This window comes from [Actinomadura] parvosata subsp. kistnae (assembly GCF_900323885.1).
Classification (GTDB): domain Bacteria; phylum Actinomycetota; class Actinomycetes; order Streptosporangiales; family Streptosporangiaceae; genus Nonomuraea; species Nonomuraea composti.
In genome coordinates, this window is sequence record NZ_OOHJ01000034.1 from 26,225 (window position 1) to 48,450 (window position 22,226).

21 protein-coding genes and 3 pseudogenes are annotated in these 22,226 nt (G+C 70.8%); 16 read left to right on the top strand and 8 right to left on the bottom strand.

Annotation, left to right across the window (positions count from 1 at the left end):
- Positions 1-170 precede the first annotated feature (170 nt).
- The 6 genes and pseudogenes from KIS93_RS62070 to KIS93_RS62095 all read left to right on the top strand — a co-directional run bounded on the left by KIS93_RS62070 (position 171) and on the right by KIS93_RS62095 (position 4,164).
- Positions 171-1,124: an ABC transporter substrate-binding protein gene (locus KIS93_RS62070; RefSeq protein ID WP_186405184.1), complete on the top strand. Its 954-nt coding sequence runs from the start codon at positions 171-173 to the stop codon at positions 1,122-1,124.
- Positions 1,121-2,272, top strand: a complete 1,152-nt coding sequence (locus tag KIS93_RS62075; protein WP_155127504.1) for a methyltransferase — start codon at positions 1,121-1,123, stop codon at positions 2,270-2,272. Before KIS93_RS62070 ends, KIS93_RS62075 begins: the two co-directional genes overlap by 4 nt.
- Before the next feature lie 211 nt (positions 2,273-2,483).
- Positions 2,484-3,446 (top strand): CPBP family glutamic-type intramembrane protease, encoded by a 963-nt coding sequence (locus tag KIS93_RS62080; RefSeq protein WP_155127501.1) that lies wholly within the window; start codon positions 2,484-2,486, stop codon positions 3,444-3,446.
- Positions 3,443-3,622: a hypothetical protein gene (locus tag KIS93_RS62085; protein WP_080039203.1), complete on the top strand. Its 180-nt coding sequence runs from the start codon at positions 3,443-3,445 to the stop codon at positions 3,620-3,622. The genes KIS93_RS62080 and KIS93_RS62085 overlap by 4 nt, the downstream gene beginning before the upstream one ends.
- An 82-nt stretch (positions 3,623-3,704) precedes the next feature.
- On the top strand, positions 3,705-3,971 hold the full coding sequence (locus KIS93_RS62090; protein ID WP_080039202.1) for a Scr1 family TA system antitoxin-like transcriptional regulator: 267 nt from the start codon (positions 3,705-3,707) through the stop codon (positions 3,969-3,971).
- Positions 3,959-4,164, top strand: a pseudogene (locus KIS93_RS62095) (DUF397 domain-containing protein). The gene KIS93_RS62090 and the pseudogene KIS93_RS62095 overlap by 13 nt, the downstream one beginning before the upstream one ends.
- An 85-nt stretch (positions 4,165-4,249) precedes the next feature.
- Here KIS93_RS62095 and KIS93_RS62100 read toward each other — a convergent pair.
- The gene (locus KIS93_RS62100; RefSeq protein ID WP_080046784.1) at positions 4,250-5,701 is read right to left on the bottom strand and encodes an NF041680 family putative transposase; all 1,452 of its coding nucleotides are present in this window, start codon (positions 5,699-5,701) and stop codon (positions 4,250-4,252) included.
- Positions 5,702-5,933: 232 nt separating this feature from the next.
- Here KIS93_RS62100 and KIS93_RS62105 point away from each other — a divergent pair, with 232 nt between their 5' ends.
- Together KIS93_RS62105 and KIS93_RS62110 are read left to right on the top strand one after the other, a co-directional pair.
- Positions 5,934-6,362 carry an STAS domain-containing protein gene (locus KIS93_RS62105; RefSeq protein WP_186405185.1) on the top strand — a complete coding sequence of 143 codons (429 nt, stop codon included), beginning with the start codon at positions 5,934-5,936 and terminating at the stop codon, positions 6,360-6,362.
- A gap of 173 nt (positions 6,363-6,535) precedes the next feature.
- Positions 6,536-7,195, top strand: coding sequence for a site-specific integrase (locus KIS93_RS62110; protein ID WP_080039200.1), 660 nt, complete (start codon positions 6,536-6,538; stop codon positions 7,193-7,195).
- Between the two features lie 174 nt (positions 7,196-7,369).
- Here the strand turns inward: KIS93_RS62110 and KIS93_RS62115 are convergent, their stop codons facing one another.
- The 4 genes from KIS93_RS62115 to KIS93_RS62130 form a co-directional block, all read right to left on the bottom strand.
- On the bottom strand, positions 7,370-8,359 hold the full coding sequence (locus KIS93_RS62115; RefSeq protein WP_080039199.1) for a hypothetical protein: 990 nt from the start codon (positions 8,357-8,359) through the stop codon (positions 7,370-7,372).
- Positions 8,360-8,572: 213 nt separating this feature from the next.
- The gene (locus tag KIS93_RS62120) at positions 8,573-9,592 is read right to left on the bottom strand and encodes a phosphotransferase (protein ID WP_080039198.1); all 1,020 of its coding nucleotides are present in this window, start codon (positions 9,590-9,592) and stop codon (positions 8,573-8,575) included.
- A 205-nt stretch (positions 9,593-9,797) separates the two neighbouring features.
- A complete protein-coding gene (locus KIS93_RS62125; RefSeq protein WP_080039197.1) occupies positions 9,798-10,676 on the bottom strand; it encodes a hypothetical protein in 879 nt (292 codons plus the stop codon).
- Entirely contained in the window at positions 10,673-11,545 is an 873-nt protein-coding gene (locus KIS93_RS62130; protein WP_080039196.1) for an aspartyl/asparaginyl beta-hydroxylase domain-containing protein, read from the bottom strand. The genes KIS93_RS62125 and KIS93_RS62130 overlap by 4 nt, the downstream gene beginning before the upstream one ends.
- Positions 11,546-11,736: 191 nt before the next feature.
- Between KIS93_RS62130 and KIS93_RS62135 the strand changes: the two genes are divergently transcribed.
- Positions 11,737-12,897, top strand: coding sequence for a helix-turn-helix domain-containing protein (locus tag KIS93_RS62135; protein WP_230466215.1), 1,161 nt, complete (start codon positions 11,737-11,739; stop codon positions 12,895-12,897).
- Positions 12,898-12,968: 71 nt separating this feature from the next.
- Here KIS93_RS62135 and KIS93_RS67135 read toward each other — a convergent pair whose 3' ends face one another.
- Positions 12,969-13,169 (bottom strand): hypothetical protein, encoded by a 201-nt coding sequence (locus KIS93_RS67135; RefSeq protein ID WP_230466214.1) that lies wholly within the window; start codon positions 13,167-13,169, stop codon positions 12,969-12,971.
- On the opposite strand from KIS93_RS67135, the pseudogene KIS93_RS69495 reads away from it, so the two are divergent.
- Positions 13,074-13,301: pseudogene (locus KIS93_RS69495) on the top strand (TetR/AcrR family transcriptional regulator C-terminal ligand-binding domain-containing protein); the annotation flags it as partial. The gene KIS93_RS67135 and the pseudogene KIS93_RS69495 sit on opposite strands and share 96 nt — an antisense overlap.
- Positions 13,302-13,413: 112 nt before the next feature.
- Here the strand turns inward: KIS93_RS69495 and KIS93_RS67140 are convergent.
- Entirely contained in the window at positions 13,414-13,752 is a 339-nt protein-coding gene (locus KIS93_RS67140; protein WP_230466213.1) for a hypothetical protein, read from the bottom strand.
- A gap of 40 nt (positions 13,753-13,792) precedes the next feature.
- A pseudogene (locus KIS93_RS69500) lies at positions 13,793-14,532 on the bottom strand (TetR/AcrR family transcriptional regulator).
- A 128-nt stretch (positions 14,533-14,660) separates the two neighbouring features.
- Between KIS93_RS69500 and KIS93_RS62150 the strand changes: the two are divergent.
- The 6 genes from KIS93_RS62150 to KIS93_RS62175 form a co-directional block, all read left to right on the top strand.
- Positions 14,661-15,599: a fumarylacetoacetate hydrolase family protein gene (locus tag KIS93_RS62150; protein WP_080039193.1), complete on the top strand. Its 939-nt coding sequence runs from the start codon at positions 14,661-14,663 to the stop codon at positions 15,597-15,599.
- A 13-nt stretch (positions 15,600-15,612) separates the two neighbouring features.
- On the top strand, positions 15,613-16,725 hold the full coding sequence (locus KIS93_RS62155; RefSeq protein ID WP_080046782.1) for a VOC family protein: 1,113 nt from the start codon (positions 15,613-15,615) through the stop codon (positions 16,723-16,725).
- A 37-nt stretch (positions 16,726-16,762) separates the two neighbouring features.
- Positions 16,763-18,646: an acyl-CoA synthetase gene (locus KIS93_RS62160; RefSeq protein WP_080039192.1), complete on the top strand. Its 1,884-nt coding sequence runs from the start codon at positions 16,763-16,765 to the stop codon at positions 18,644-18,646.
- Positions 18,643-20,223 (top strand): bifunctional 3-(3-hydroxy-phenyl)propionate/3-hydroxycinnamic acid hydroxylase MhpA, encoded by a 1,581-nt coding sequence (gene mhpA, locus KIS93_RS62165; RefSeq protein ID WP_080039191.1) that lies wholly within the window; start codon positions 18,643-18,645, stop codon positions 20,221-20,223. Before KIS93_RS62160 ends, mhpA begins: the two co-directional genes overlap by 4 nt.
- A gap of 34 nt (positions 20,224-20,257) precedes the next feature.
- On the top strand, positions 20,258-21,301 hold the full coding sequence (locus KIS93_RS62170) for an MBL fold metallo-hydrolase (RefSeq protein ID WP_155127498.1): 1,044 nt from the start codon (positions 20,258-20,260) through the stop codon (positions 21,299-21,301).
- Positions 21,302-21,331: 30 nt separating this feature from the next.
- Positions 21,332-22,226: amidohydrolase family protein (locus KIS93_RS62175; protein WP_186405186.1), on the top strand; the 895-nt coding region annotated here is incomplete at its 3' end.

Genomic DNA, 22,226 nt, shown 5'->3' on the forward strand with positions numbered 1-22,226 from the left:
GCCACGCGCCCTGCGGCGTCGCGGGCGCCTGACATTCGATCCCTCCCCTTCACACACATAGAAACCAACCATCCATGCGACCATTACGCACAGTTATGTTGCTTGTACTCATAGTGCCTGTTTGGGGGTGTGGAAGCTCTGCCACACCCCCCGCACGGAACGCCGTCACGGTGACGACCATCAAGGTCGGCTACATGCCCATCCCGGACTGCGTCACCCTCCTCGTGGCCGAGAAGAACGGCTACTTCGCCGCCGAAGGCCTCAACGTCCAACGCGAGGTCGTCCAGGGCGGCGGTATCGCGCTGCCCAAGCTGGAGTCAGGAGCGCTCGACTTCGCGATCATGAACTACGTCGCGGCCATCGAGAAGGAAGCCGCGGAGCCCGGCATGATCAAACTCGTCAACGACGCCTACCAAGCGGCCCCGAACACCTTCGTGCTCATGGTTGCCGGCAACAGCCCGATCACCTCCGTGAGCGACCTGCGCGGCAAGCACATCGCCGTGCTCACCCTCAACAGCGTCGGCACCCTCACCCTGGAGTCCGCGCTCAAGGTCGCCGGCCTCACCCAGCAGGACGTGCAGGTCACCGAGCTGCCGGTGACCGACATGATCAACGCCCTGGAGAGCCGGCGCATCGACGCGGCGTGGATGACCGAGCCGTTCATCAGCGCCTACGGCGCCCAGCACGGCGGCCGCAAGCTCGCGGACATAATGACGGGCCAGACCTTGGACCTGCCCATCGCCGGATGGGCCACCTCCGGCGCGTTCGCCAAGAACCACCCGGCGAAGGTGGCGGCCTTCCAGCGAGCGATGCAGCGGGCACAGGCCGACGCCGCCGCCGACCGGGCGCTGGTCATCTCACTCCTGCCGACCTACACCAAGATCGACCCGGCGGCGGCCGCCAGCATCTCGATCGGCGTCTTCCCGCTCGATCTGGCGCCGACGCGGATTCAACGGGTCGCCGACCTGATGCTCGACTACCACTACATCGACAACCCCGTGGACGTCGCTCACCTGCTGATCCAGCCGCCGGCCCTCCCCACCCCGCCGGCCGCTTCACTCCTCTCCCCGCCCTCTCCTCCATCGCCGTCCGCCTCCCCGAGATCGCAGGATTCCGCCTCATGACCGCCACACCCGACGAGCAGCCGGCTCAGCAGGACAGCACGGTCTCGGACGCGACGTTGAGCGCGAGACTGCCCCAGCGGAGCCGCCCTGCCACGCTGCCCGCCTGGTCACTCGCCCGCGAACGCATCGCACCCTACGACCTGGTCCAGTTCATGATGGACGGCGTGGCGGACTTCTGCGCCCTGTACGCCGCCGTCGAACTCGGCATCTTCGAGCTGCTCGCCCATGAGGAACTGACCAGCGACGAACTCGCCGACGCCTGCGAGGCCGACCCCGCGACGATGCGCCGGCTGATGCGCTGGCTGCACGGCCGCGACTTCGTCGGCACCTACGGCGGCCGGCGCTACCAACTGACCGAGCTCGGGCAGGTCCTCACCGCGGGCGCCGAACGCTCCCAGCGGCACGCCGTCCTCGTCACCGGATCGTCGTACTGGATGGACGCGATCCGCGACCTGACCGGGACCATCTGCCGCGGCCACCCCGCACCGCCCAGCGGACTGTCCCCCTACGACCACCTCGCCCGGCACCCCGATCTCAGCAGAGACTTCGACCTGTTCATGACCGCGCGCTGCGCCGCCCTCGGCCGGGACCTGGCCGCATCCAGCGACTTCGAGCACGTCCGCACCGTCGCCGACCTGGGCGGCGGCCTCGGCGGCGTGCTGAGTGAAATCCTGACCGCACATCCACAGGTGCGCGGCATCCTGGCCGACCGCCAGGACGTCCTCGACCGTGCCCGTGACCGGCTGGCCGACGAGGGGCTCGCCGACCGGGTCCAGCTCACCCCGGGAGACTTCTTCGACCGCGTCCCGGGCGGCGCGGACATCTATCTGCTGTCGTCGGTCGGGCACAACTACAGCGACGCACAGGTCGTTGAGCTGCTGATCGCGATCCGCGAGACCATCGAGGCCGGCCACAACCCCACGACGGCCGAGGTGTGGATCGCCGAGGGCATGCTGCCCCGGCTGCCCGGCGCCGCCAGCCGCTGGCACAGCACCGACATCCGCATGCTCGCGCTGTTCCCCGGAGACGGGGTGCGCCAGTCCGATGACTACTGCCGCCTCATCCGGCAGGCCGGACTGCACGTCCGCAAAGTCAGCCCGCTGTCGTGCGGGCAGACCCTGATGACCGCGCGGCTGGCCGAGCAGTAGGTGCTTCAGCGATCGACCGCAGGGGTCGCGCCCCCACCCCAAAGAGCCCTGCGGCCGGTCGATTCCCCTGGGGGAGCGGTCACCGCCCTGCGGTGACCGGCTCCAGTCGCCCCAGGGATAGCGGCCCCCGCCCCCGTGCTTCCGGTGCCGGGGGACGGGGGCCGCTCACCCACCCTCAGCAAGACCGGACCACACGTTGAAAAGAGGTTCCATGCGTGATCCACGCCCAGCGGCCAGCGCTGACCGGCCGGGCGCGTTGACGGCAGCAGTGGTCATCTTCGTCGCGCTCGCCTACCCCGCGCCGCTGATCACCTGGTGGAACGCCACCGGTTTCACGGTGCCAGCCGTCAGCGCCGTCCTGACGCTGTATTACGTCATGCAGGTCAGCATCCTGGCCCAATATCTCGTGGGCTGGTGCCTGCCGCGTACGGCGTTCCTGGTCAAGGCCGCCATCACGGCGGCCAGCGTGGCCGTCACCATCGCGGCGACCACCGCGCCCCGCCTGCTCACCTACGGCCTGTTCTACACGGCCAGCACGGTGATGTGCCTGGTCCTGGCCGTGCAGCAGCTCGGCCGGGCGCCGCTGTGGCCGCCCCGCGCCCGGGACGTGCCGCTGACGCTGGTGCCTTTCCCGCTCATCCTGCTCAGCGTCCTGGCGGTGTCGGCGCTCGCGACCGTGCTGGGTATCCCCCTGACCGGCGAGCCGAGCGCGCACGCCTCGGCCACCGGCCTGCTGGGCACCGTGGCACACATCGACACCGGCGCCGAATGGCTGATCCGCTCCGCGTGGACCGGCGTCGGCGAGGAGACCGGAGTGGCCCTGCTGGTGACCGGCCTGACCCGCCGCGGCGTCCGGCTCCCCGCGGTGTGCGCGGTCGCCGCCGCGGTGCGCGTCACCTATCACGCCCAGTTCTCGCTGGCCGCCGTAGGGCTCGGCATCCTGGCCGTGGGCATGGTGCTCCTCTGGCGCCGCTATGAACGGCTGCTGCCCCTGATCGCCGCGCACACGCTGTGGGACGCGCTCGCGCGCGAACACCCGCAGTCCCTGCTGGCCGCGACCGGCGCCGGCCTGGCGATCGTGATAGGGGCGTGCGGCCGGCCAGCCGTCCGGCGGCTGCGACGCAAACACGGCAGGCCCGACCCCGCCGCGGCACCGGGCACGGTGACGCCATGATCCGTCCTGGCAGCGACCGCATCGTCCGCGCCGCCTTCGCGCTGCTGGCTCTGGTGTGGTGGTGCCCGATCCGGCCCCCCGACGACCGCCTGACCCCCACGCTCCTGAGCAGGCGACTGATGCGCGTAGCCGCATCCACCCTCATCATGTTCCTGCTCCGCACCGCCTTGATGTAGACGGAGCGGCCTCCAGCCCAGCCGGCGACCTAGAGGCAGGTGGCGCCCCTCTCACGGCCTCGCCGGCCACGTACTGCTCGAAATGGCCCAGCACCCACAGATCACTATCCAGCTCGTGCCTATCGCCGCCGGGTCGGCCGCTGGCATGATGAGTGCGTTCGCGTTGGCGCGACTGCGCGACGGCTCCGAAGTCGTCTCCGCCGATTCCGTACTGTCCGGTCAGGTCACCGGCGACCACGAAGCAGTGGCAGCCCTAAAGCGGAGATATGACACCATCAGAGCGGACGCGCAGCCGAAAAGGGTCACGCAACAAGCGATAGAGGATGCGATCAGGAAATGGACCAGGTGAACCTCGACGGAGCAGACTGGCGCAAGGCCACTGACAGCGGCGACAACGGGCAGTGCGTGGAAGTCGCCACCAACCTGCCCGGCATCGTCGCCGTCCGCGACAGCAAGAACCCCAGGGCCCCGCGCTGGTCTTCACCCCCGGAGAATGGAAAGCCTTTCTCGCGGGTGCCAGCAAGGGCGAATTCGACATCTGAGCACGCACCGACGACGTCAGGCCAGCCACGCAGGCCCCCGCCATGGGCGGGGGCCTCACGTTTGCCCGCCATCTAAGCTTGTTCTTTATCCTCCGGATTGTTGTAGTGCTGCGAGGGTGCGGCTGCGTTTGACGGTCTTGCCGACGTCGTAGCGTGGCGCGGGCCGTCGGTTGGGGATGCCGGGTGGGCGTCCCGGGCCAGGTCTGGAGGGTTTGGGCGCGCTGGCCGGTTGGGCGAGGGCGGTGCGCAGGTTCCGAAACCCGCGCCGGACCCGGGCGGGTATGAGCTGGCCGTGTGGGAGGGGTTTCTCCCAGGGATGGCGTTGGTCCTCGACCAGGCGGCGGCCAAGGCGCAGCTGGGTGCAGGCGATGATGAGCAGCCAGGTCCAGCGGTCGGCCGCCTGGGTGGCGCGCAGCTTGGGGCGGGTCCAGCCGAGGGTCTGCTTCCAGAAGCGGTAGGTGTGCTCCAGGTCGAATCTGCGCAGGAACGCCTGCCAGCAGCGGTCCACGTCCGCGCCGGTGGCGCCGGTCTTGGAGGACCAGAGCCAGACCGCTGGGGCGTCACGGTCGCCGGGCAGATGCTCGACCTTCAGCCGGATCAGGGTGCCCTCGATGATGGGCAGCGCACCCTCGTGGTCGAGCCAGGCGGCGGGGTGGGTGAGCCGAGGATGCAGCCGGTCCCAGGCCGACGCCTCGGCCTTGCCGTAATGAGTGGTGTCGGTGAGCGTGCTCACCGCGGGTTCGGGCCAGGTGGCCGGGGCGGCCAGGGCGAACTCGCCGCCGTGTTTGGGCGGGCGTCCGCCCCCGGGATGGGCGCGCAGGAATTCCTCCCGCGTGGGTGCCGGATGGCGCAGCACCCGATCGGAGCGGATGCGGCCCAGCAGTTCGACGGGCAGGTCGCGCAGCACGTAGGCCAGACGGGTGATGTCGTAGCCGGCGTCGGTCACGATGAGCAGGTCCGGGTCCCCGTCGCACCATTGACCGGCCGCGATCAGCCGCTCGATGACTTCCCGGAGCTGGGTGGCGGTGACGGCGGTGGTGTCATCGGTCGGCCCCAGCCGGACCACGTCCAGCGGCGCCGTCCAGGAGGTACGGCCCATCTCCAGAGCCGCCACGAACGAGTACGGCCAGCCCGGGATGAACTGCGAGGCGCTCTTGGCCCGGCCATAGACGTGGCAGAACAGCCGCTCGGCCGAGCAGGGCGCATCCGCGCGCAGCCACGGTGATACGTCCACCGCCAGCACGATCCGCCCGTCCGGCCAGCGCGGTAACGGCAGCCCGGCCAGCACCTGCCGCAGCTGCTCGATGCCGATCCGGCCGTGGTTGAGCGCGCCGTACAAGGCGCCATGCCCGCGCCGGTACTCCGGCGACAAGCTCAGATCCACCGGCGAGCGCACCGGCCCCGGCTCGCACAACAGCGCATCAGCCAGCTCGAACAACGCATCGGCCCGCGCCCTGAGGCAGGCGTAGACGTCGTTGCGGAACAGGGACAACACCTTCAAGGACTCGACACCGGCGGCATCGTTCAGCAGACTCACCCTCACGGCCTTGTAGTGATCAGCAGCGACTCGACACCGCACATGATCACTCAAGGCCGGCTTGCTGTCCGCGAAACGATCAAACCCCGCTCAACACAACGATCCGGAGGATAAAGAACAAGCTAAGTGCCTGTGTCATATCCCGTTGAGTTGTCTTGATCATGGCGTTCCGGTCTGCCTCCAGGGCAGTTTCGGGTTGCTTGCTGCGGGGTGAGCCTCAAGGATGTGGTCCATGAGTGACGATGACGACGGCGCTGCCGAGCGGTTCACCGTGTCGATCGGGCTGCATGAGGACTTCATCGTCGCGCGCGCGGCCGGGGAACTCGATTACGCCTCCGCCGGGTTGCTGCACCAGCAGATCAAAGACGCCTGGGCGACGACGCAGTCGGCCGGGCTGGTGGTGGATCTGAGCGGGCTAACGTTCTGTGATTCGATGGGCGTCGGCGTGCTGGTGCTGCTGCTGCGCCAGAGCCGGGAGCAGCGCAGCAACCTGGTCCTGTCGGCCCTCCCGCGTCATCTGGAGCGCATCTTGACCATCACTGGCCTGCGCACCGCGTTCCAGGTGGAGGCGTCGGCGGAGGAGGCGATCCAGGTGGTGCAAGGGACCCCCTCAGCCGGGCCGGCGTCGGCGGAGTCTCCCGGCGAAAACGAGCCTTCCTGAGATCGCTGGCATGAGCGGGTGCCGGGCGGAATGCCGGGTGGAGGATTATCTGAAGTTGTTTTCGTCATAAGCTGTTCAGGTGTTGTGAGGCGTCGGCGTCCTCCCAGCGGAGGAGCTCATGAACATCGAGAACCCGTGAGATCACGCGCAAGGACATCCACGCCGCCGTCGAGGTGCTGCGCGGGCGCCGCCTCAGCAACGCCGTCACCGCGCTGAAGTCGTTGTTCCGCTTCGTCACCAAGCATCGGCGGATCTTCACCAACCCCACCACCCAGCTTCACCCAGGAGCGCACCCTTACCTCGAGCGGCTGCCGCTGGATGAGGTGACGCTCAAGACCGCCGCCAGTGCCGCCGTCACGGCGGTGTTGCGCTTGATCGTCACCCTGGCCGCCATTCACGCCGCACGCCCTCAGGCGATCCGCCAGCTTGCCCTCGACGACGTCGACCTGCCCAACCGGCGGATCATCCTCGACGGCCTCGCCCGTCCCCTCTACGAGTTGACTCACGACGCCCTGCGCGACTGCCTCGCCGAGCGACGCCAGCGCTGGCCGCACACCGCCAACCCGCACGTCCTGCTCTCCCGGCTCACCGCCGGTGGAGTCGAGCCCGTCAGCACCTACTACCTCAAGCAACACCCGCTTGTCCGGCACCACGTCCGTCTCGACGATCTGCGCGCCGACCGCGTCCTGGAGGAGGCCCTCAGCCGAGGCCCGGACGCGCTTCATCTTGCCGTGGTCTTCGGCATCGAGGAGAGCACTGCCATCCGGTACGCCGAACAGGCACGCCAACTCATCAGCGAAGATCACGATGAGAACGACAACAAGATCAATTGATTGATCTGAACTCTAGGAGAAACCACATCAGGAACCAACGAATACCCGACATGTCCCTTCCAGGTGAAGTTGGCGGAAGGGACACGTGCTGACCTGTGGCACGACATCCTGGCCTGGACGGTTTCGAGTGACGTTGTTCAGGGCTTTTGCCAATGATGGACTCGAACGCCCGGATTAGTTGGATCCGCCTGCCGGGGCCGAGAGGCTCTGCGTGCTCGCCGCGGAACGCCTCATCACGTACAGGTAGGAGACCATGGCGCCGCCGGCGAGCGCGGTGAGCAAGGGGACGTGCCAGAAGGGCCGGATCTCGGCCGCCACCCCCGGGTACGGCCCGATTGGACCCAGGGGGCCTGCAGCTGCGAGAACCGTCAGCCCCAGCATGTTGAACGGGGTCACCATAGCCGTAAGCACCCGCAATCGCGCGCTGCCGCGGCGCGCCGCCACGCCCATGGCAACAATCGCGGCGCTCATGACCGCCATGGTGATCGCGACAGCAGGGAGCATGCTCCACGCGTCACGTACCAGGCCCTCCGGCATGCCGCCCCAGGCCACTTCGTCCGGACTCGCGGGACGTGCCGTGACCGAGGTGAACCAGATATCGAACGAGCACACCGCGAGGTAGGCGGCATACCAGACCGGCTGCAGGAACAGCAGGCGGGCCACGTGCGGCGAGGGAGTGACCCCCAGACCGCGGGCCAGCCGCAGCACGCCCCAGATCTGTGCGATCGCCGCCGCTGCCAGGACCGCGGTGAGTGTGGGAGGGCTCCAGCCGAGGACGAACTCCTCGGGGCCGACCTCACGGCCTGTGTAGGCATCGGGTTCGAGCCACATCAGGCGGTGCGCCGGATTGGCGTCGCCCACGAGATACAGGCCGAGCAGGTAGGGCGGCGTCAGCAGGCCCGCCACGAGCAGCACGCGGGCAGTGGGCCGAGCCGCGGCCAGGCGCCAGAAGGCGAGCGCCGATAGCGTGAAGAACACGCAGGCGAACGCGATAGGTCCTGCCACGACCTCCGTGACGATGTTCAGGAACTCGGTGTCGTCCTCGCCCGGGAGGAACACGGTCGGAACAGTGACGAACCGCATCTGCCCGTAGCCGATTAGGTAGATGCCGACGACAGCGGCTCCGAAGACTGGGGTGAGCCTGAGCAACCTACTTCCCGCCATCGCCCCATGATCGACCACCCATCGTGAAGCCGCCATAAGGGCGGCGGGAACCGGTAGCCGAAGGCGGAATTCGACAACTCAAGCTGAACACCGACACGAGCACCGATACGAGCACCGACAACAACACGCGGACACCGACAGCTTCATCTGCAACGGACACGACAGTTCAAACTGAAGCACCTTCAGAAGAAATGAACTTCGAACGGGAGAGTGCTAAGGGATGGGTGAGATCCCGTCGGCGCGATGGCGGATCCAGGCGATCGCGGCCGTGGCGGCGTGACGCTGGTAGGTGCGCAGGTGCGGCACGCCCGGCGGGGCCGGTTGGCGGCTCGCCCAGGCCCAGTAGCCGGCGTAGGCGATCGCGTAGCTGGTGAGCACGCCCGCGTCGGTCTGCTGCCACGCGGGCACCGCCGCCAGGCAGGCTTCTGCGGCGGCTGGGGTGTGCCCGGCCATGATCAGGTGCGGGACGAGATCGGCCACGTCCTGCCAGAACGCTCCCCGAGAGGCACGAGCCCAGTCCACCACGGCGATGCCGTCAACGGGGGCCCCGGCGTCGGTGCCGGTCCTGGTGCCGGTGGTGACGAGCAGGTTGTCGGGCCGGATGTCGCCGTGCACCAGCGCCGGGCCGTCGGCGTGCGCCTTCCAGACGGTCTCCGCCTTGACCAGCTCGTTCAGATGCCGGCGCTCCCATCCGCCGAGATCATGGGGCATGTCGTGGACCAGGAGGTCCCAGCCGTGCAGCCAGTCGCCCCGGGCGGTGGAGGAGGGCTCCACGTCCAGGATCGGGCACGGGGTCAGGGTCTGGCTCATCGCGGCGACAGCGTTCACGACCCCGCTGATGTCGGCGGAGCCGGGCGCCAGGTCGGGGTGGCGGCCCTCGACGTTGTCGAAGACCAGTACCACCCATCCGCCGGTCGTACCGGTCCAGCGCAGGCGCGGTGCCGGGGTGGCCAGCGGCAGGCGGGCGGCGATGTGTCCTTCGTGCCGGTAGGTACCGACCAGCGGGTGCGTGGTGGGAACGGCCTTGACGAACACGGCGGTGCCGTCGGCCAGGCGGAGCTGGGCGGCGATGCCGGGGGTGAACCCGCCGCCCTGGTTGACGACGGCGGTGACCGGCGCGGGCAACTGCTCGGCGATCGCCTGACGGACGGGTCCGGGCAGGGTGTCCCAGGCGGGACGGATCGCGGTGCGGCCGAGCGGCGGCGGGGACGGCGAATCGGATGACGGTGACATGAGCGGGTGACCTCGAAAACGGCGAGCAGGAGCGTAGGGACAGCACGACGCGCCGGCGCGGGAGAGGACACGCTGGTCCTGCTTGTTACTCCCGCCCGGCGCTGATAGCTCGCCGTAGGCCCTGGGTCACAGCAACCACAGTAGCGTGCCCGGCGCCGGCCGCGCGCCGCCGGGCACTGACTCTCCTGGTTCCTCCGTGTGTCTCCTATCGCAGGTCGAGGTAGTGGCGATAGGCGTCGATCGCCGTCGCGAGCTGTTCGACCGCCTCAGGAGCGGCCCGTCGCGCCAGGGTGAGCACGGTGGCGAGCATGCGCTCCAGGGACTGCAGAGTCGGCAGCGCGGGCTCGGCGGCCAGCTCGGCCAGATCGGCCAGGCAGGCACGGCCGATGGGGGTGGCGCCCAGGTCGGTTTCCAGGTGGTACCAGCCCAGGTAGGCGGTGTGCGGGGACAGCGCGGTGCGGGCCAGCGCGCGGGTCGCGGTGGTGAGCTGGTGGGCCTCCTTGTAGGCCATGAACTGCTGGCCGCGCACGATGCGCTTACGGATCAGCCAGGTCAGCACCAGCACCTCGACCAGCAGCTCGGTGCAGGTGGGCGGACTCTGGCGGGCGGCGGCGATGAACGTCTCCACCTGCGGATGGCCTTCGGGTGCTCCGGTGTGGTCAGGGGCGGTGTACATGAGCCGTCCCCGGGTGGCGGCCACGATGCGCTCGACCCGGCCCGCCGGGGCGAGATACAGGTCGAGCTGGTAGAGCATGTGACGGTGCACGAGCAGGTGGACGAACCCGAGCCCGCCCAGGTCCGGGACGATGGTGTCGGGCCAGGCGGGCAGCAGCTGGCCGAGCCGCGCGGCGATGAGGGCGTCGTGGGCTGCGGTGAACATCGCGTATTCCGGTTCGCGCACGCCGACGACCAGGTCCACGTCGCTGAGCCGGTCGGAGGTGCCGGCGGCGAAGGAGCCGCGCACCGCCAGGTGCGTGACGGCCGGGCTGGCGGTGAGCAGCCGCATGGTCTGCTCCATGATGGTGAACTGTTCGGGCCGGTTGGCGGCGGCCAGCGCTTCCAGCGCGGTGTCGGTGGCGTTCACCGGGTCACCTCCGGCCGCGCTTCGTCGGCCAGGCTGTGCGGCCCGAGCACGATCGTCTTGTGCTCGCGCCAGGACTCCACCGCGGCGGCGTCGCGGCGCTCTTGGTGCAGGGCGATCACCATGTCGTAGGCGGTTCCTTCGGGTAGCCGGTGTCGGAAGAATAGGCGCAGCAGGTGCTCCTCGGCTGCCTCGGTGTAGCCGAGCCGGGCCAGGCGGCGGGCGGTGGCCGCGTGCTCGGCCAGCAGCTCCTCACCGGCCGCGGGCAGCTCGCGCACGCACGCCTCGGGCAGGTGCTCGCCGCCGCGCAGCGCCTGCAGCGCGGGATCGGCGTAGCAGTCCAGGATGAGGTGGATGCGCGCGGGCCCGTAGGCGTTGCACGCGCCGTGCACGAACGTCGGCGTCAGCCGCCAGATCCGGCCTGCTTGCAGGTGGACGGCGTTGCCGTCCAGGATCAGGACCGCCGAACCGGCGGTGACGATCGGGATGTGCACGCGGTGCCGCTCGGTCTCGGCGAGCTCGGCCTCCTGGTAGTCGCGGTGCTCCCACAGGTAGGAGCCGGCCTCCAGCAGGGCCAGCCGCGCCCACATGTAGCGCAGCCCCAGTCCGGCCAGCAGCGCTTGGGTGGTCGGCATCCGGGCCAGCAGGTCCGTGGCCACGGGTTCGGCGTCGCCGATGGTGACGTCGCGGGCGTCGCCGGTGTCGTTGAGCAGGGACAGCGTGCCCCACCCACCGGACTGGAAGCGGCTGTAGCCGCGTACCCAGTCGCCGGGGATGGTCAGCACCTCGTGACGGACCCGTTCCAGCAGGGCCGGATCCAGAGTGTCGGCACAGGCGACCTGATCGGCCAGGGCGCCGGTTGCGGTGGACATGTCGCGCTCCCTTCCACACCCCCGAAGCAGGGGTGAGGCGAGGTTTCCCGGGCCGCTCAACCGGTGGCGGCCCGCACTCTTCACAGTGAGCGCTCCGTAGCGCAGCGTCAGGATGAGGAACACGGAGGAACCCGGAGACCACCGGAGACGAACCTGGTTGGCGCCTGGGCAAGGCGGTGACAATCCCAGGCATGGCCCCCGAACCGGCGTCCCTGCCCGACTGGGCCCGGCGCCTGCGCGATGCGCGCCGCGAATGCGACTGGGACCGGCCCCGGCTGGCCCGGGAACTGCGCCACGCCTGCGGGCAGGACGCCTCAGCCAGCACCGAGAGCCTGGTGCGGATGATCCGCGACTGGGAGCATGGCATCTACCGGCCGCGTGAGCGCTACCGCCTCCTGCTGGCCCGCATCCTCGGCGTGAACATCGACGCGGCCGACCCGCCGCCGGCAGAGCACCTGCCCGCCTCCGGGGCGGCCTGCCATGTGGCCGCGCAGGTGCGCGCCGCCAGCGCTCACATCGTCGCGCTCGATATCCGCTTCGGCGCCCGTGACATGGTCGACACCGTCGTCCGGGCCGCCGCGCACGCCCACCGCACCGCCTTCACCCGCTTCCCCGCCGAACGGGACGTGCTCGCGGCGGCGGCCGAAGCCCAGCAGATCGCCGGCTGGGTGGCCTTCGACGCCGAACGCCAGGATCTGTCGCGCCGGATGAGCCTGGAAGCGCTCCTGACCGCCCGCATGGCGGGCGACCGCTCCATGGAGTTCTTCGTGCTCGGCCAGCTCGCCATGCAAGACATCCATCTCCACCAGCCGGCCGAGGCCGCGCAGATCTGCGACACCGCCCTGAACGAGGGCGGCGCACAAGGCAGCGTGCGCACCCTGTTCACCCTGCGGTCCGCGCGGGCCGCCGCGCAGATGGGCGAACACCTCCGCGCGGCGGACCTGATCGGCCAGACCCGCAGCCGCTTCCTGGACGGCCCCAGCGCTGCCGACCCAGCGTGGGCGTGGTGGCTGACCGAGGGCGAGATCTCCTGGCACCACGCCATGATCTACGCCGACACCGGCCGGTGGGGACCAGCCGCCGAACACTTCGCCGTCGCAGCCGCCGCCGACGCCGCCGCCGGGCTGGGCCGGGGAGCGTCCGTCTCCCAGGCAAGCCTGCTGTGGGCACTGGCACACGCCCGCGACTGGGACGAGGCGCACACGGTCCTCCTCCGAGACGTGCTCCCCCGCCAGGGCGAGGCGGTCTCAACCCGCGCCGAACACCTCCTCACGGCCGCCGCCCGCCTCCTCGACGACGCCCGCGGACGACCAAGCCTGCGCGAGGCCGCCCGCAAACTCCTGCGCCCGTGAAGGGACCTCAGCGGCGTCGAAGCGGCCAAAATCGGACGGCTAATGCGGGCGCGCGATCCAGCTGATGCCTGTCAACGACCACCACAACCAAAGTGCCCATCCACCGGAACGCCAACCCGGTCGCGGTCCCCGACACCGGAGCCCTGCGCGGCGACCTGCTCGCTCAGCTGACCGCCCTGAGTGAGGCCATGGCCGGCTTCATCGCCGTCGCCGCGGCCGCCGCCTTCTCGGGACTTCTCGCCGATACCGGTCTTACGGCCATGCAGGCTCACGAGAAGCTCATGGAGGAGCAGCGGCTACCGCGTGTCCAAATCATCTATCAGCGTGCTCACGACCGCGGCGAGATCGACCTTGAGCACATCCCCACCGCGGTGCTCGACATGCCGTTCGACCTGCTACGCCATGACCTGCTCATGAACCCCGAGCCTCTGCGGGCCGAACGCATCCGGTCGATCGTCGACGACCTCTTCCTGCCCGTGGCGCGACACCATCGGGCACGCGGCACCACCAAGATCATCAGTCAGCCGGAGCGCTGGCCGCTCTACCCAGGAGGCCACGCACCGCGCCGCCGGCGTGCTGCGGGGTCTTGGGCAGTGCGACACGCCACCGTTCCATCAGTTCAGGATCTGGTTCCTCGCCCAGCAGCGTTCCCCGGATCAGGATTTCGAGTAGGGCGAGGTCATGGGCATCCGACGGGCGTCGGTAACGCTCCGGGTCGGATTCCACCCAGACCTCTGATACGCGCAGACCGCCCTCGACCTCGACGAACGTCGCCGAGTACACCCCGAAGCCGGTCCAAGTGCGATGCGCGAACAGTGTGCCGCCCTCAACGAACAGGTCCCACTTGTCATCCATGTCACGAGAGACATGTCCTTGTCGGATCCGCACCCACTCCTCAGGGGTCCACACCCGGTCGGTGAACCCGTGCAGGGACTGCGGTGCTGAGATCGGTGAAGGGGACACAGGACGGATCGTAGGCCGCCTGGCGGGCGTCAGGGGAGGTCGGGGAGGGGCGGGTGGCGAGGCGGTGGGCTTCGGAGGCGTCCAGGCCGAACATGCGGAGCAGGTTGACCGTGACCTGTTCGATCGCTGCGCCGGTGTCGAGGCCGGGGCGGGCGTGAAGGAGCTGGAGGGCGCCCAGGAGGGCGCCGCCGACGCAGGCCACGGCGAGCTCGGGGTCACCGATGTCCAGCCGGCCCGCGGCGTGGGCGGCCTGCAGGTCGCGCAGCGCGTGCAGGGCATGCCCTGGCCGGCGGTGAGGTAGGGCAGGCCGGTGTGCAGGAGGATCCTGGCGAGCTGGGGATGGGTGTCGCCGAGGCGGGCAGTCAGCCGGACGGAGGCGGCGAAGATCTCGGCGGGGTCGTCCAGGTGGGCGGTGGCCTGCCGCAGCACGTCGGCGTGGTCGGAAAGGGCCTGGGAGATGGCGGCGTCGAACAACTCGGCCTTGCTCGTGAAGTGGTTGTAGAACGAGCCGAAACCGACGTCCGCGGAGTCGGTGATCTGCTGGATGCTCGCCTCGGTGCCGCGCTGCTCGGCCAGCAGTCGCTGGGCGGCGGCGATCAACGCGGCCCGGGTGCGGGCTTTGCGCCGGTCCAGGCGGTTGATCGGCCGCGCGGCCTCTTCTGAACTGCTCACTGCCTCATCGTATCACTTGTGATGATTTCATCAGTCCTGATGAGTGTTGACGTCATATGAGGTCAGGCCGGATGCTTCCGTCCCAAGCACCGGCCGTACGAACCGGCCCGTTTTCGCAAGGAACGCCCATGACCGTGCCCATCGTGAGAACCAGAGCCGGTTGGCGGATCGAGACGCCCGCCGGACTGGTCCCCATCCGGACCACCGCCACGACCACCGCCGAGCTGCTCGCCGACCGCGCCGCGATCGCGTCCGCGGCGCGCGGCGGCGGCCCCGCCGAGCCGGTGGGGGAGGCCGAGCTGCTGTCCCCGGTGACGGCCCCCTGCCGGGTGGTGGCGCAGATGGTCAACTACCGGTCGCACGCCGCCGACTCGGGCTTCGACCCCGGCCGGGTGCCGCCCGCGTTCTTCCGCAAGGCCTCCGGCTCGATCACCGGTCCGTACGCGACCGTCCTGCGCCCGGACGGCGTACGGCTGCTGGACCACGAGGTCGAGCTCGGGCTCGTGATCGGCGCCCCGATTCCGGTCGGGACCAAGGTGAGCGAGCACAACCTCGCCGAGTTCGTCGCCGGCCTCGTCATCGCCAACGACGTCAGCGCGCGGGATCTGCAACTGCCCAAGACCCAGTTCTACGAGAGCAAGTCGTACCCGACCTTCACCCCGCTCGGGCCCCGGCTGCTCCTCACCGGCGCCGCGGACCTCGCCCGGCTGGCCGACCTCCGGCTGACCTGCGCGGTCAACGGCCGGGTCCGGCAGGACAGTACGGCGGCCGACATGATCGTCACGCCGGCGAGAGCGCTGACGCTGCTGTCGCGCTTCCAGCCGCTGGAGCCCGGTGACGTGCTGCTCACCGGCACCCCGGGCGGCACCGCGCTGCGCTCGCCCGGCCCGCTGGCGGAGAAGATCGGCTCCCTGCTGCCCGCGCACGTCAAGTGGAAGCTGTTCTTCCGGCGGCAGGGCGCCAATCCCGCCTACCTCCAGGACGGCGACGTCATGACCCTGCGCATCCGGACCGACGACGGCGCGCTCGACCTCGGCGAGCAGCGTACCCCCGTCGGGTCCGTCTGAAGGGAGAGTGACCATGCACACCGATCCGCACCAGGGCCTGCACAGCGAGCGGGGCGCGCTGAAGGGCGAGCATCCGGGACGGGCCGCCGATCCCGTCATCAAGGTCGTCGACCTCGCCTGGCTGGAGTTCGGCAAGCCGGACCTGGACCGGACGGAGACCTTCGCCCGGGACTTCGGGTTCACCACCGTCGAGCGGACGCCCGACCTGCTGCGGCTGCGCGGGGCGCTGCCCGGCACCGACTGTCTCGTCGTCCGCAGGGACACCGCGTCCCGGTTCACCGGGCCGGTCTTCCAGGCCGCCGCCGCCGGGGACCTGCGGCGGCTGGCCGAGGCGACCGGTGGCGAGGTCGCCGAGCTGGACGGCGGCGGCCGGTACGTCAGCGCGCGCACGCCCTCGGGCCTCGAGGTCCGGGTCGTGTACGGCGCACCCGAGCACGCCGGCCTCGCCCTGCAGCCGCCGCTGACGTGGAACAGCGGCGCGCGCGCCGGCCGCGTCAACGCCACCCAGCGTCCCCCGCGGGAGCCCGCGCGGGTCGAGCGGCTGGGCCACGTGGTGCTGTCCACCACGGTCTTCCTGCGCGACCTCGACTGGTTCCTCAAGCACCTCGGTCTGATCGTCAGCGACTTCCTCTACCTGGACGGCCAGCGCGACCGGGGCCCGACCATGGCGTTCATCCGCTGCGACCGGGGCAGCGAACCGGCCGACCACCACACCCTCGCGATGCACCTCGGCCCGAGCACCGGCTACGTGCACTCCGCCTACCAGGTCGCCGACCTCGACGCCCTGGCCGCCGGAGGCGAATACCTGAAGGAGCGCGGCTACCGGCGCTCGTGGGGGATCGGCCGGCACATCCAGGGAAGCCAGATCTTCGACTACTGGCGTGACCCCGACCGGCTGCTGCTGGAGCACTTCACCGACGGGGACCGCTTCGACGCCTCCGTCGAGCCGGGCTGGGCCGAGATGTCGGCCTCCGGGCTCGCCCAGTGGGGGCCGCCCGCCACCGCCGACTTCCTCGGCAGCAGCCCGTCCCCGGCCCTGTTGCGCGACGCGATCGCGGCCCTGCGCGCGGACAACGAGATCGACCTGACGCGGCTGCTCGGCCTCGCCAGGGCGATGCGCCCCTGACCCCGTTCGTCCCGTCCCCGTCTCTGAGGAGATTGCGATGACCGCTGCCCCGCACACCCAGGGCGACCGTCCGCTCGTCCTGGGCCCTGAGGACCTGCCCGCCGTCGAGGCCGTCCCTCTGGACGAACGGGATTTGCCCGCCAGCACGTACGAGCTCCTGCGCCGCACCGCGGACGCGCATCCCGGCCGCCCCGCCCTGTACCTGCTCGGAGAGGGCGGCCTGCCCTGGCGGCAGGCGGCCTGCTGGACGTACGGCACGCTGCTGGAACACGTGCACCGGACCGCGAACGCGTTCCTCGAGCTCGGCGTTCCCGAAGGCGGCGTCGTCGCGTCGATGGTGCCCAACTCCGGCGCCGCCTACGCGGCCCTGCTCGGCGCCCAGGCCGTGGGGATCGCCAATCCCGTCAACCCGATGCTCGCCGATGACCACCTGGCCGAGATCCTGGGCCTCACCGGCGCGCGCCTACTGCTGGCCCCCGGCCCTGGCGTGGCGCCGGAGTCGTGGGCCAAGGCGCGGCGCGTGGCCGCCCGGCTGCCCGGGCCGATCGTCCTGGCGGCCGTCGGTTCTCCTCCGGACGGCGAGGGGACGGCCTTCGACGCGGTGGACTTCGACGCGGTGGCCGCGCGGCAGCCGTCCGGCGGGCTGCGCACCGGTCGCCGGCCCCGGCCGGGGGACCTGGCCGCCTACTTCCACACCGGCGGGACCACCGGGCTGCCCAAGGTGGCCCCGCACACCCACGCCATGGAGGTGTACATGGCCTGGGCGCTGGGCTGTTCCGGCGCCTATCTCGACGGTTCCGTCGTGCTGTCCGGCCTGCCCCTGTTCCATGTCAACGCCGTCCACGTCACCGGGCTCGGTCCGTTCCTGCACGGGACGCCGGTCGTCAGCCTCGGACCGCTCGGCTACCGGGACAAGACGCTCATGGCCGACTTCTGGCGCATCATCGAGCACTACAAGGTGACGAGCTTCTCCGGCGTGCCGACCCTGTACGCCGGGCTTCCCGAGGTGCCCGGCGACGCCGATCTGTCCAGCCTGCGCGCCGGAGCCGTCGGCGCGGCCCCGCTGCCCCGGAAGGTGCGGCGCGCGTTCGAAGAGGCCACCAAGGTGCCGATGCTGGAGGGCTACGGACTGACGGAGGCCACCTGCGCGAGCGCCGCCACGCCCGCGTTCGCGCCGCGTACGGGCTCGGTGGGGCTCCGGCTGCCCTACCAGCAGGTCAAGGCCGTCACCGTCGACGCCTCCGACCGCCCTCTGGCGGACTGCCCGCCAGGACAGGCCGGCGTCCTGGCGATCAAGGGGCCCAGCGTCTTCCCCGGCTACCTGCGGCCAGGGCCCGGCGGGCCCGCGCCCGACCCGGCCGGGAAGATCTTCGACGGGTGGCTCATGACCGGCGACCTCGGGAAGGTCGACGCCGACGGCTACGTCTACCTCACCGGCCGCGCCAAGGACCTGATCATCCGCGGCGGCCACAACCTCGATCCGCGGCCCATCGAGGAGGCCCTGCTCGGCCATCCCGACGTCGCCGCCGCAGCCGTCGTCGGCGCGCCCGATCCGCACGCGGGAGAGGTGCCCGTCGCCTACCTCGTCCTCACCTCGGAAGCCCGTACGGACGAGGCGGAGCTGCTGACCTGGGCCCGCGACCACGCCCCCGAGCCCGCCGCGGCCCCGAAGGCGGTGCACCTCGTGGAGAGCCTGCCGACGACGCTCATCGGCAAGGTCTTCAAGCCCGCGCTCGTCGAGGACACCGTACGCCGCCTGGTCAGCGCCGCGCTCGACGCGGCGGGCCTCGCCGGGCACGTCGAGGTCGGTACGCGCGACGGGCGGCCGCATGCCTCGGTCCGGCTGAGCGGCGCAGGAGACCTGGGCGCGCTGGCCGCCGACCTCGACAGGTACGCCTTCACGTACGAGGTCACCGCGTGACCGCCGAGGCCCCGCAACCCGTGCTGATCCTCGGGGCCGGACCGACCGGGCTGACGGCCGCGATCCTGCTGGCCCGGCACGGCGTACGCAGCCTCGTCGTCGAGCGCCACCCCGACGTCTACCCGCTGCCCCGGGCCGTCCACCTGGACGACGAGGCGCTGCGGATCCTGCAGAAGGCCGGCGTGGCCGAGAAGTTCACCGCGGTCAGCAGGCCGGCGCTCGGCATGCGCCTGCTCGACGGACGCCATCGGATCATCGCGGAGTTCCGGCGCGACAAGCTCGCCGGCGCGTACGGCTGGCCGCAGGCCAACCTGTTCGACCAGCCCGACCTGGAACGGTTGCTGCGCGCCGAACTCGGCGAGCACCCCGGGATCCGGCTGCGCACCGGCGTCGAGGCCGAGCGCATCGACCCCGGGGACGCCGCCCGGCCGGCCAGGGTGGTGCTGCGCGACCTGGCCACCGGGACCGTCGAGACCGTCGCGGCGCGGACCGTGCTCGGCTGCGACGGGGCCAACAGCCTGGTCCGGGAGGCCATCGGCACGCGGATGCGCGACCTGCGGTTCACCGAGCACTGGCTCGTGGTGGACGGGCGCTGCGCGCGGCCACTCGACGCGTGGGACGGCGTCGACCAGATCTGCGACCCCCGCCGGGCCGCCACCTTCATGCGGATCGGTCCGGACCGCTACCGCTGGGAGTTCCGGATGCACCCCGGCGAGACCGCCGAGGGACTCACCGCGCCCCAGACGCTCGCCCGGCTCCTCGCTCCCTGGACCGTGGACGTCCCCGTCTCGGAGATCGCGCTGATCCGGGCCGCGCCCTACACGTTCAGGGCCCGCGTCGCCGACCGGTGGAGACGCGGGCGGCTCTTCCTGCTCGGAGACGCCGCCCACCTCACCCCGCCGTTCATCGGGCAGGGCATGTGCGCCGGGCTGCGCGACGCCGCCAACCTCAGCTGGAAGCTCGCCGCGGCGGGCGCCGACCCGCTCCGCGGCGACGAGCTCCTGGACACCTATGAGAGTGAAAGGAAACCGCACGTCACCCGGATCATCCGGATGGCGGTGTCGACAGGGTGGGCGATGACCGGCGGCCAGGGCCGTACGGCGCCCCTGCGCCGCGCCGCCCTGGCCGCGATGCTCCGGCTGCCCGCCCTGACGCCGTTGGTGTTGCGCGGTGTCTCCCCCCGGCTCCGACCGGGCCCGCTCATAGCGGGGTCCCGGTCGGCGGGCACGCTCGTGCCCCAGCCCTTCGTCACCGTGGACGGAGCCCGGCACCGGCTCGACGACCTCATCGGCCCAGGCTTCGCCGTCGTCACCGCCCGCCCGGAAAGCCCGGAGACCGCGCGCCTGGCCGCCGCCCTGCGCGCGACGATCGTCCGCGTCGGTTCCGGCGGCACCGAGATCGTGCCCCCGGACGGCGCGCCGCGGACCGGACGGGAGGACGTGCTCGGCGGCTGGCTGAAGCGGACGGGCGGCTCCGCGGTCGTCGTCCGGCCCGACCGGACCGTCCTCACCGTCCTCCCATCCGCCGGGCCCGCGCCGCCCGGCTGGCTGACCCTCCTCGCTTCCTCGTCCCAGTGACGGCAGCCAACGCACCCCCCAAGAGGAGAAACCCGTGAAGCTGACAAAAGTGCGAATCGTCCTGGCGATGCTGCTCATCGTGCCGATCGCCGGGGCGGCCGCGGTCTACTTCGGCGGCGACCGCATCGTCGAGGCCGTCATCAACGACCGCCTGGAGGACGACACCGACTACGCCTACGTCAAGGACACCGAGCACATCCGCGTCCTGCTGTGCGGCACCGGCTCGCCGGAGATCAGCGCCGCCCGCGCCCAGGCCTGCACCCTCGTCGCCGCGGGCGGCAAGATGTTCCTGTTCGACGCCGGCGAGGGCACCACCAAGTCGCTCGCCGAGTCCGACGTCCCCATCGGCGCACTGGATCGGATCTTCCTCACCCACTTCCACTCCGATCACTTCAACGGACTCGCCTCCCTCGTCAACGCGATCTGGATCTGGGGGCGTACGGAGCCGCTCGACGTCTGGGGCCCGGTCGGCCTCGACAAGGTGGTCGGCGGCCTGAACGCGGCGTACGCGCTCGACCACGGATACCGCAAGGACAACATGCCCCACCTGAACGCCACCGGCCCGGCGGCCGACGCCGTCCCCCACGAGATCGACTTTCCCGCCGGCGCCCGCTCCGTCCGCGTGTACGACGAGGGCGGCGTCACCATCGACGCCCGTCTCGTCGCCCACGAACCCGTCGCCCCCGCCCTCGGCTACGTGATCACCTACCGCGGCAAGAAGGTCTTCGTCAGCGGCGACACCGAGGTCAGCCCCGTCAACCTGCCCGCCATGCAGAACGCCGACCTCGTCGTCCACGAGGCCTACGCCACCCACCTCATCCGCCGGGCCATCCCGATCATGCGCAAGCTCGGCCGCACCCACGACGCCCAGGTGGCCGAACGCACCATCCCGTACCACGCCGACACCATCGCCCTGGCCAAACAGGCGCAGCAGGCGGGCGTCAAGCACCTCGTCCTGACCCACCTCACGCCCTACGCGGACGGCTTCATAGCGCGCCGCCTGTTCACCGAGGGCATGGCCGACCACTACAAGGGCGAACTCACCGTGGGCTCCGACGGCCTCCTCATCGTCCTGTGATGACCAACCCGTACCGCTCGAGAGGACAAGATGCATTCCGGCCGTACCGGCGACCCTGTCCCGCTGATCGACGTCCATGCGCACTTCGTCACGGACTTCTACGTGAACGAAGCGTGCGCCGCCGGCCACGAACGCCCTGACGGCATGCCCGCATGGCCCGAATGGGACGCCGACCGGCAGGTGGCCCTCATGGACCGGAACGGGATCGGCACGGCGCTGCTGTCGATTTCGTCCCCGGGCACGCACTTCGGGGACGACTCGGCCGCCCGCTCGCTGAGCCGGCGGGTCAACGAGTTCGCCGCCGAGACGCGCGCCCGGCACCGGGGACGGTACGGCCACCTGGCCGCGCTGCCCCTTCCCGACATCGAGGGGGCCCTTGCCGAGGCCGCCCACGCCCTGGACGTCCTCCAGGCCAACGGGGTCGCGATCCAGTCCAACCACCGCGGCGTCTATCCGGGAGACCCGCGCTTCGAGCCGCTGTGGGAGGAGCTGGACCGGCGAAGCGCCCTGGTGTTCGTCCACCCGACCTCACCGCCGCACGCCGACGCGGTGGCGCTCGGCAGGCCGCGCCCCATGCTCGAATTCCTCTTCGACTCCGCGCGGGCCGCCTCCGACCTGGTGCTGTCCGGAGCGCTCACCCGCCACCGGCGCATCTCCTGGATCTTCACCCACTGCGGAGGCGTCCTGCCCCCGCTCACCGACCGGCTGGACCTGTTCCGTTTCCTGCTCCCCGAACCTCCCGGCGGCTGGTCGGACGGCGTCCGGGAGCAACTGAGCGGCCTCTGGTACGACCTGGCGGGCACCCCCTTCCCCCTCCAGGCTCCCGCCCTGGCCGCCGCGTTCGGCTCCGGACGGCTGCTGTACGGCAGCGACTCCTGCTGGACACCGGACTTCGTCGTCGAAGCGCACATCCGCGCCCTCGACA

Coding starts and splice junctions, on each gene's coding strand:
- KIS93_RS62075 (WP_155127504.1), top strand. CDS start 1,121: ATGACCGCCACACCCGACGAGCAGCCGGCTCAGCAGGACAGCACGGTC.
- KIS93_RS62080 (WP_155127501.1), top strand. CDS start 2,484: ATGCGTGATCCACGCCCAGCGGCCAGCGCTGACCGGCCGGGCGCGTTG.
- KIS93_RS62085 (WP_080039203.1), top strand. CDS start 3,443: ATGATCCGTCCTGGCAGCGACCGCATCGTCCGCGCCGCCTTCGCGCTG.
- KIS93_RS62090 (WP_080039202.1), top strand. CDS start 3,705: ATGGCCCAGCACCCACAGATCACTATCCAGCTCGTGCCTATCGCCGCC.
- KIS93_RS62105 (WP_186405185.1), top strand. CDS start 5,934: ATGAGTGACGATGACGACGGCGCTGCCGAGCGGTTCACCGTGTCGATC.
- KIS93_RS62115 (WP_080039199.1), bottom strand. CDS start 8,359: ATGGCGGGAAGTAGGTTGCTCAGGCTCACCCCAGTCTTCGGAGCCGCT.
- KIS93_RS62120 (WP_080039198.1), bottom strand. CDS start 9,592: ATGTCACCGTCATCCGATTCGCCGTCCCCGCCGCCGCTCGGCCGCACC.
- KIS93_RS62130 (WP_080039196.1), bottom strand. CDS start 11,545: ATGTCCACCGCAACCGGCGCCCTGGCCGATCAGGTCGCCTGTGCCGAC.
- KIS93_RS62135 (WP_230466215.1), top strand. CDS start 11,737: ATGGCCCCCGAACCGGCGTCCCTGCCCGACTGGGCCCGGCGCCTGCGC.
- KIS93_RS67140 (WP_230466213.1), bottom strand. CDS start 13,752: ATGGATGACAAGTGGGACCTGTTCGTTGAGGGCGGCACACTGTTCGCG.
- KIS93_RS62150 (WP_080039193.1), top strand. CDS start 14,661: ATGACCGTGCCCATCGTGAGAACCAGAGCCGGTTGGCGGATCGAGACG.
- KIS93_RS62155 (WP_080046782.1), top strand. CDS start 15,613: ATGCACACCGATCCGCACCAGGGCCTGCACAGCGAGCGGGGCGCGCTG.
- KIS93_RS62160 (WP_080039192.1), top strand. CDS start 16,763: ATGACCGCTGCCCCGCACACCCAGGGCGACCGTCCGCTCGTCCTGGGC.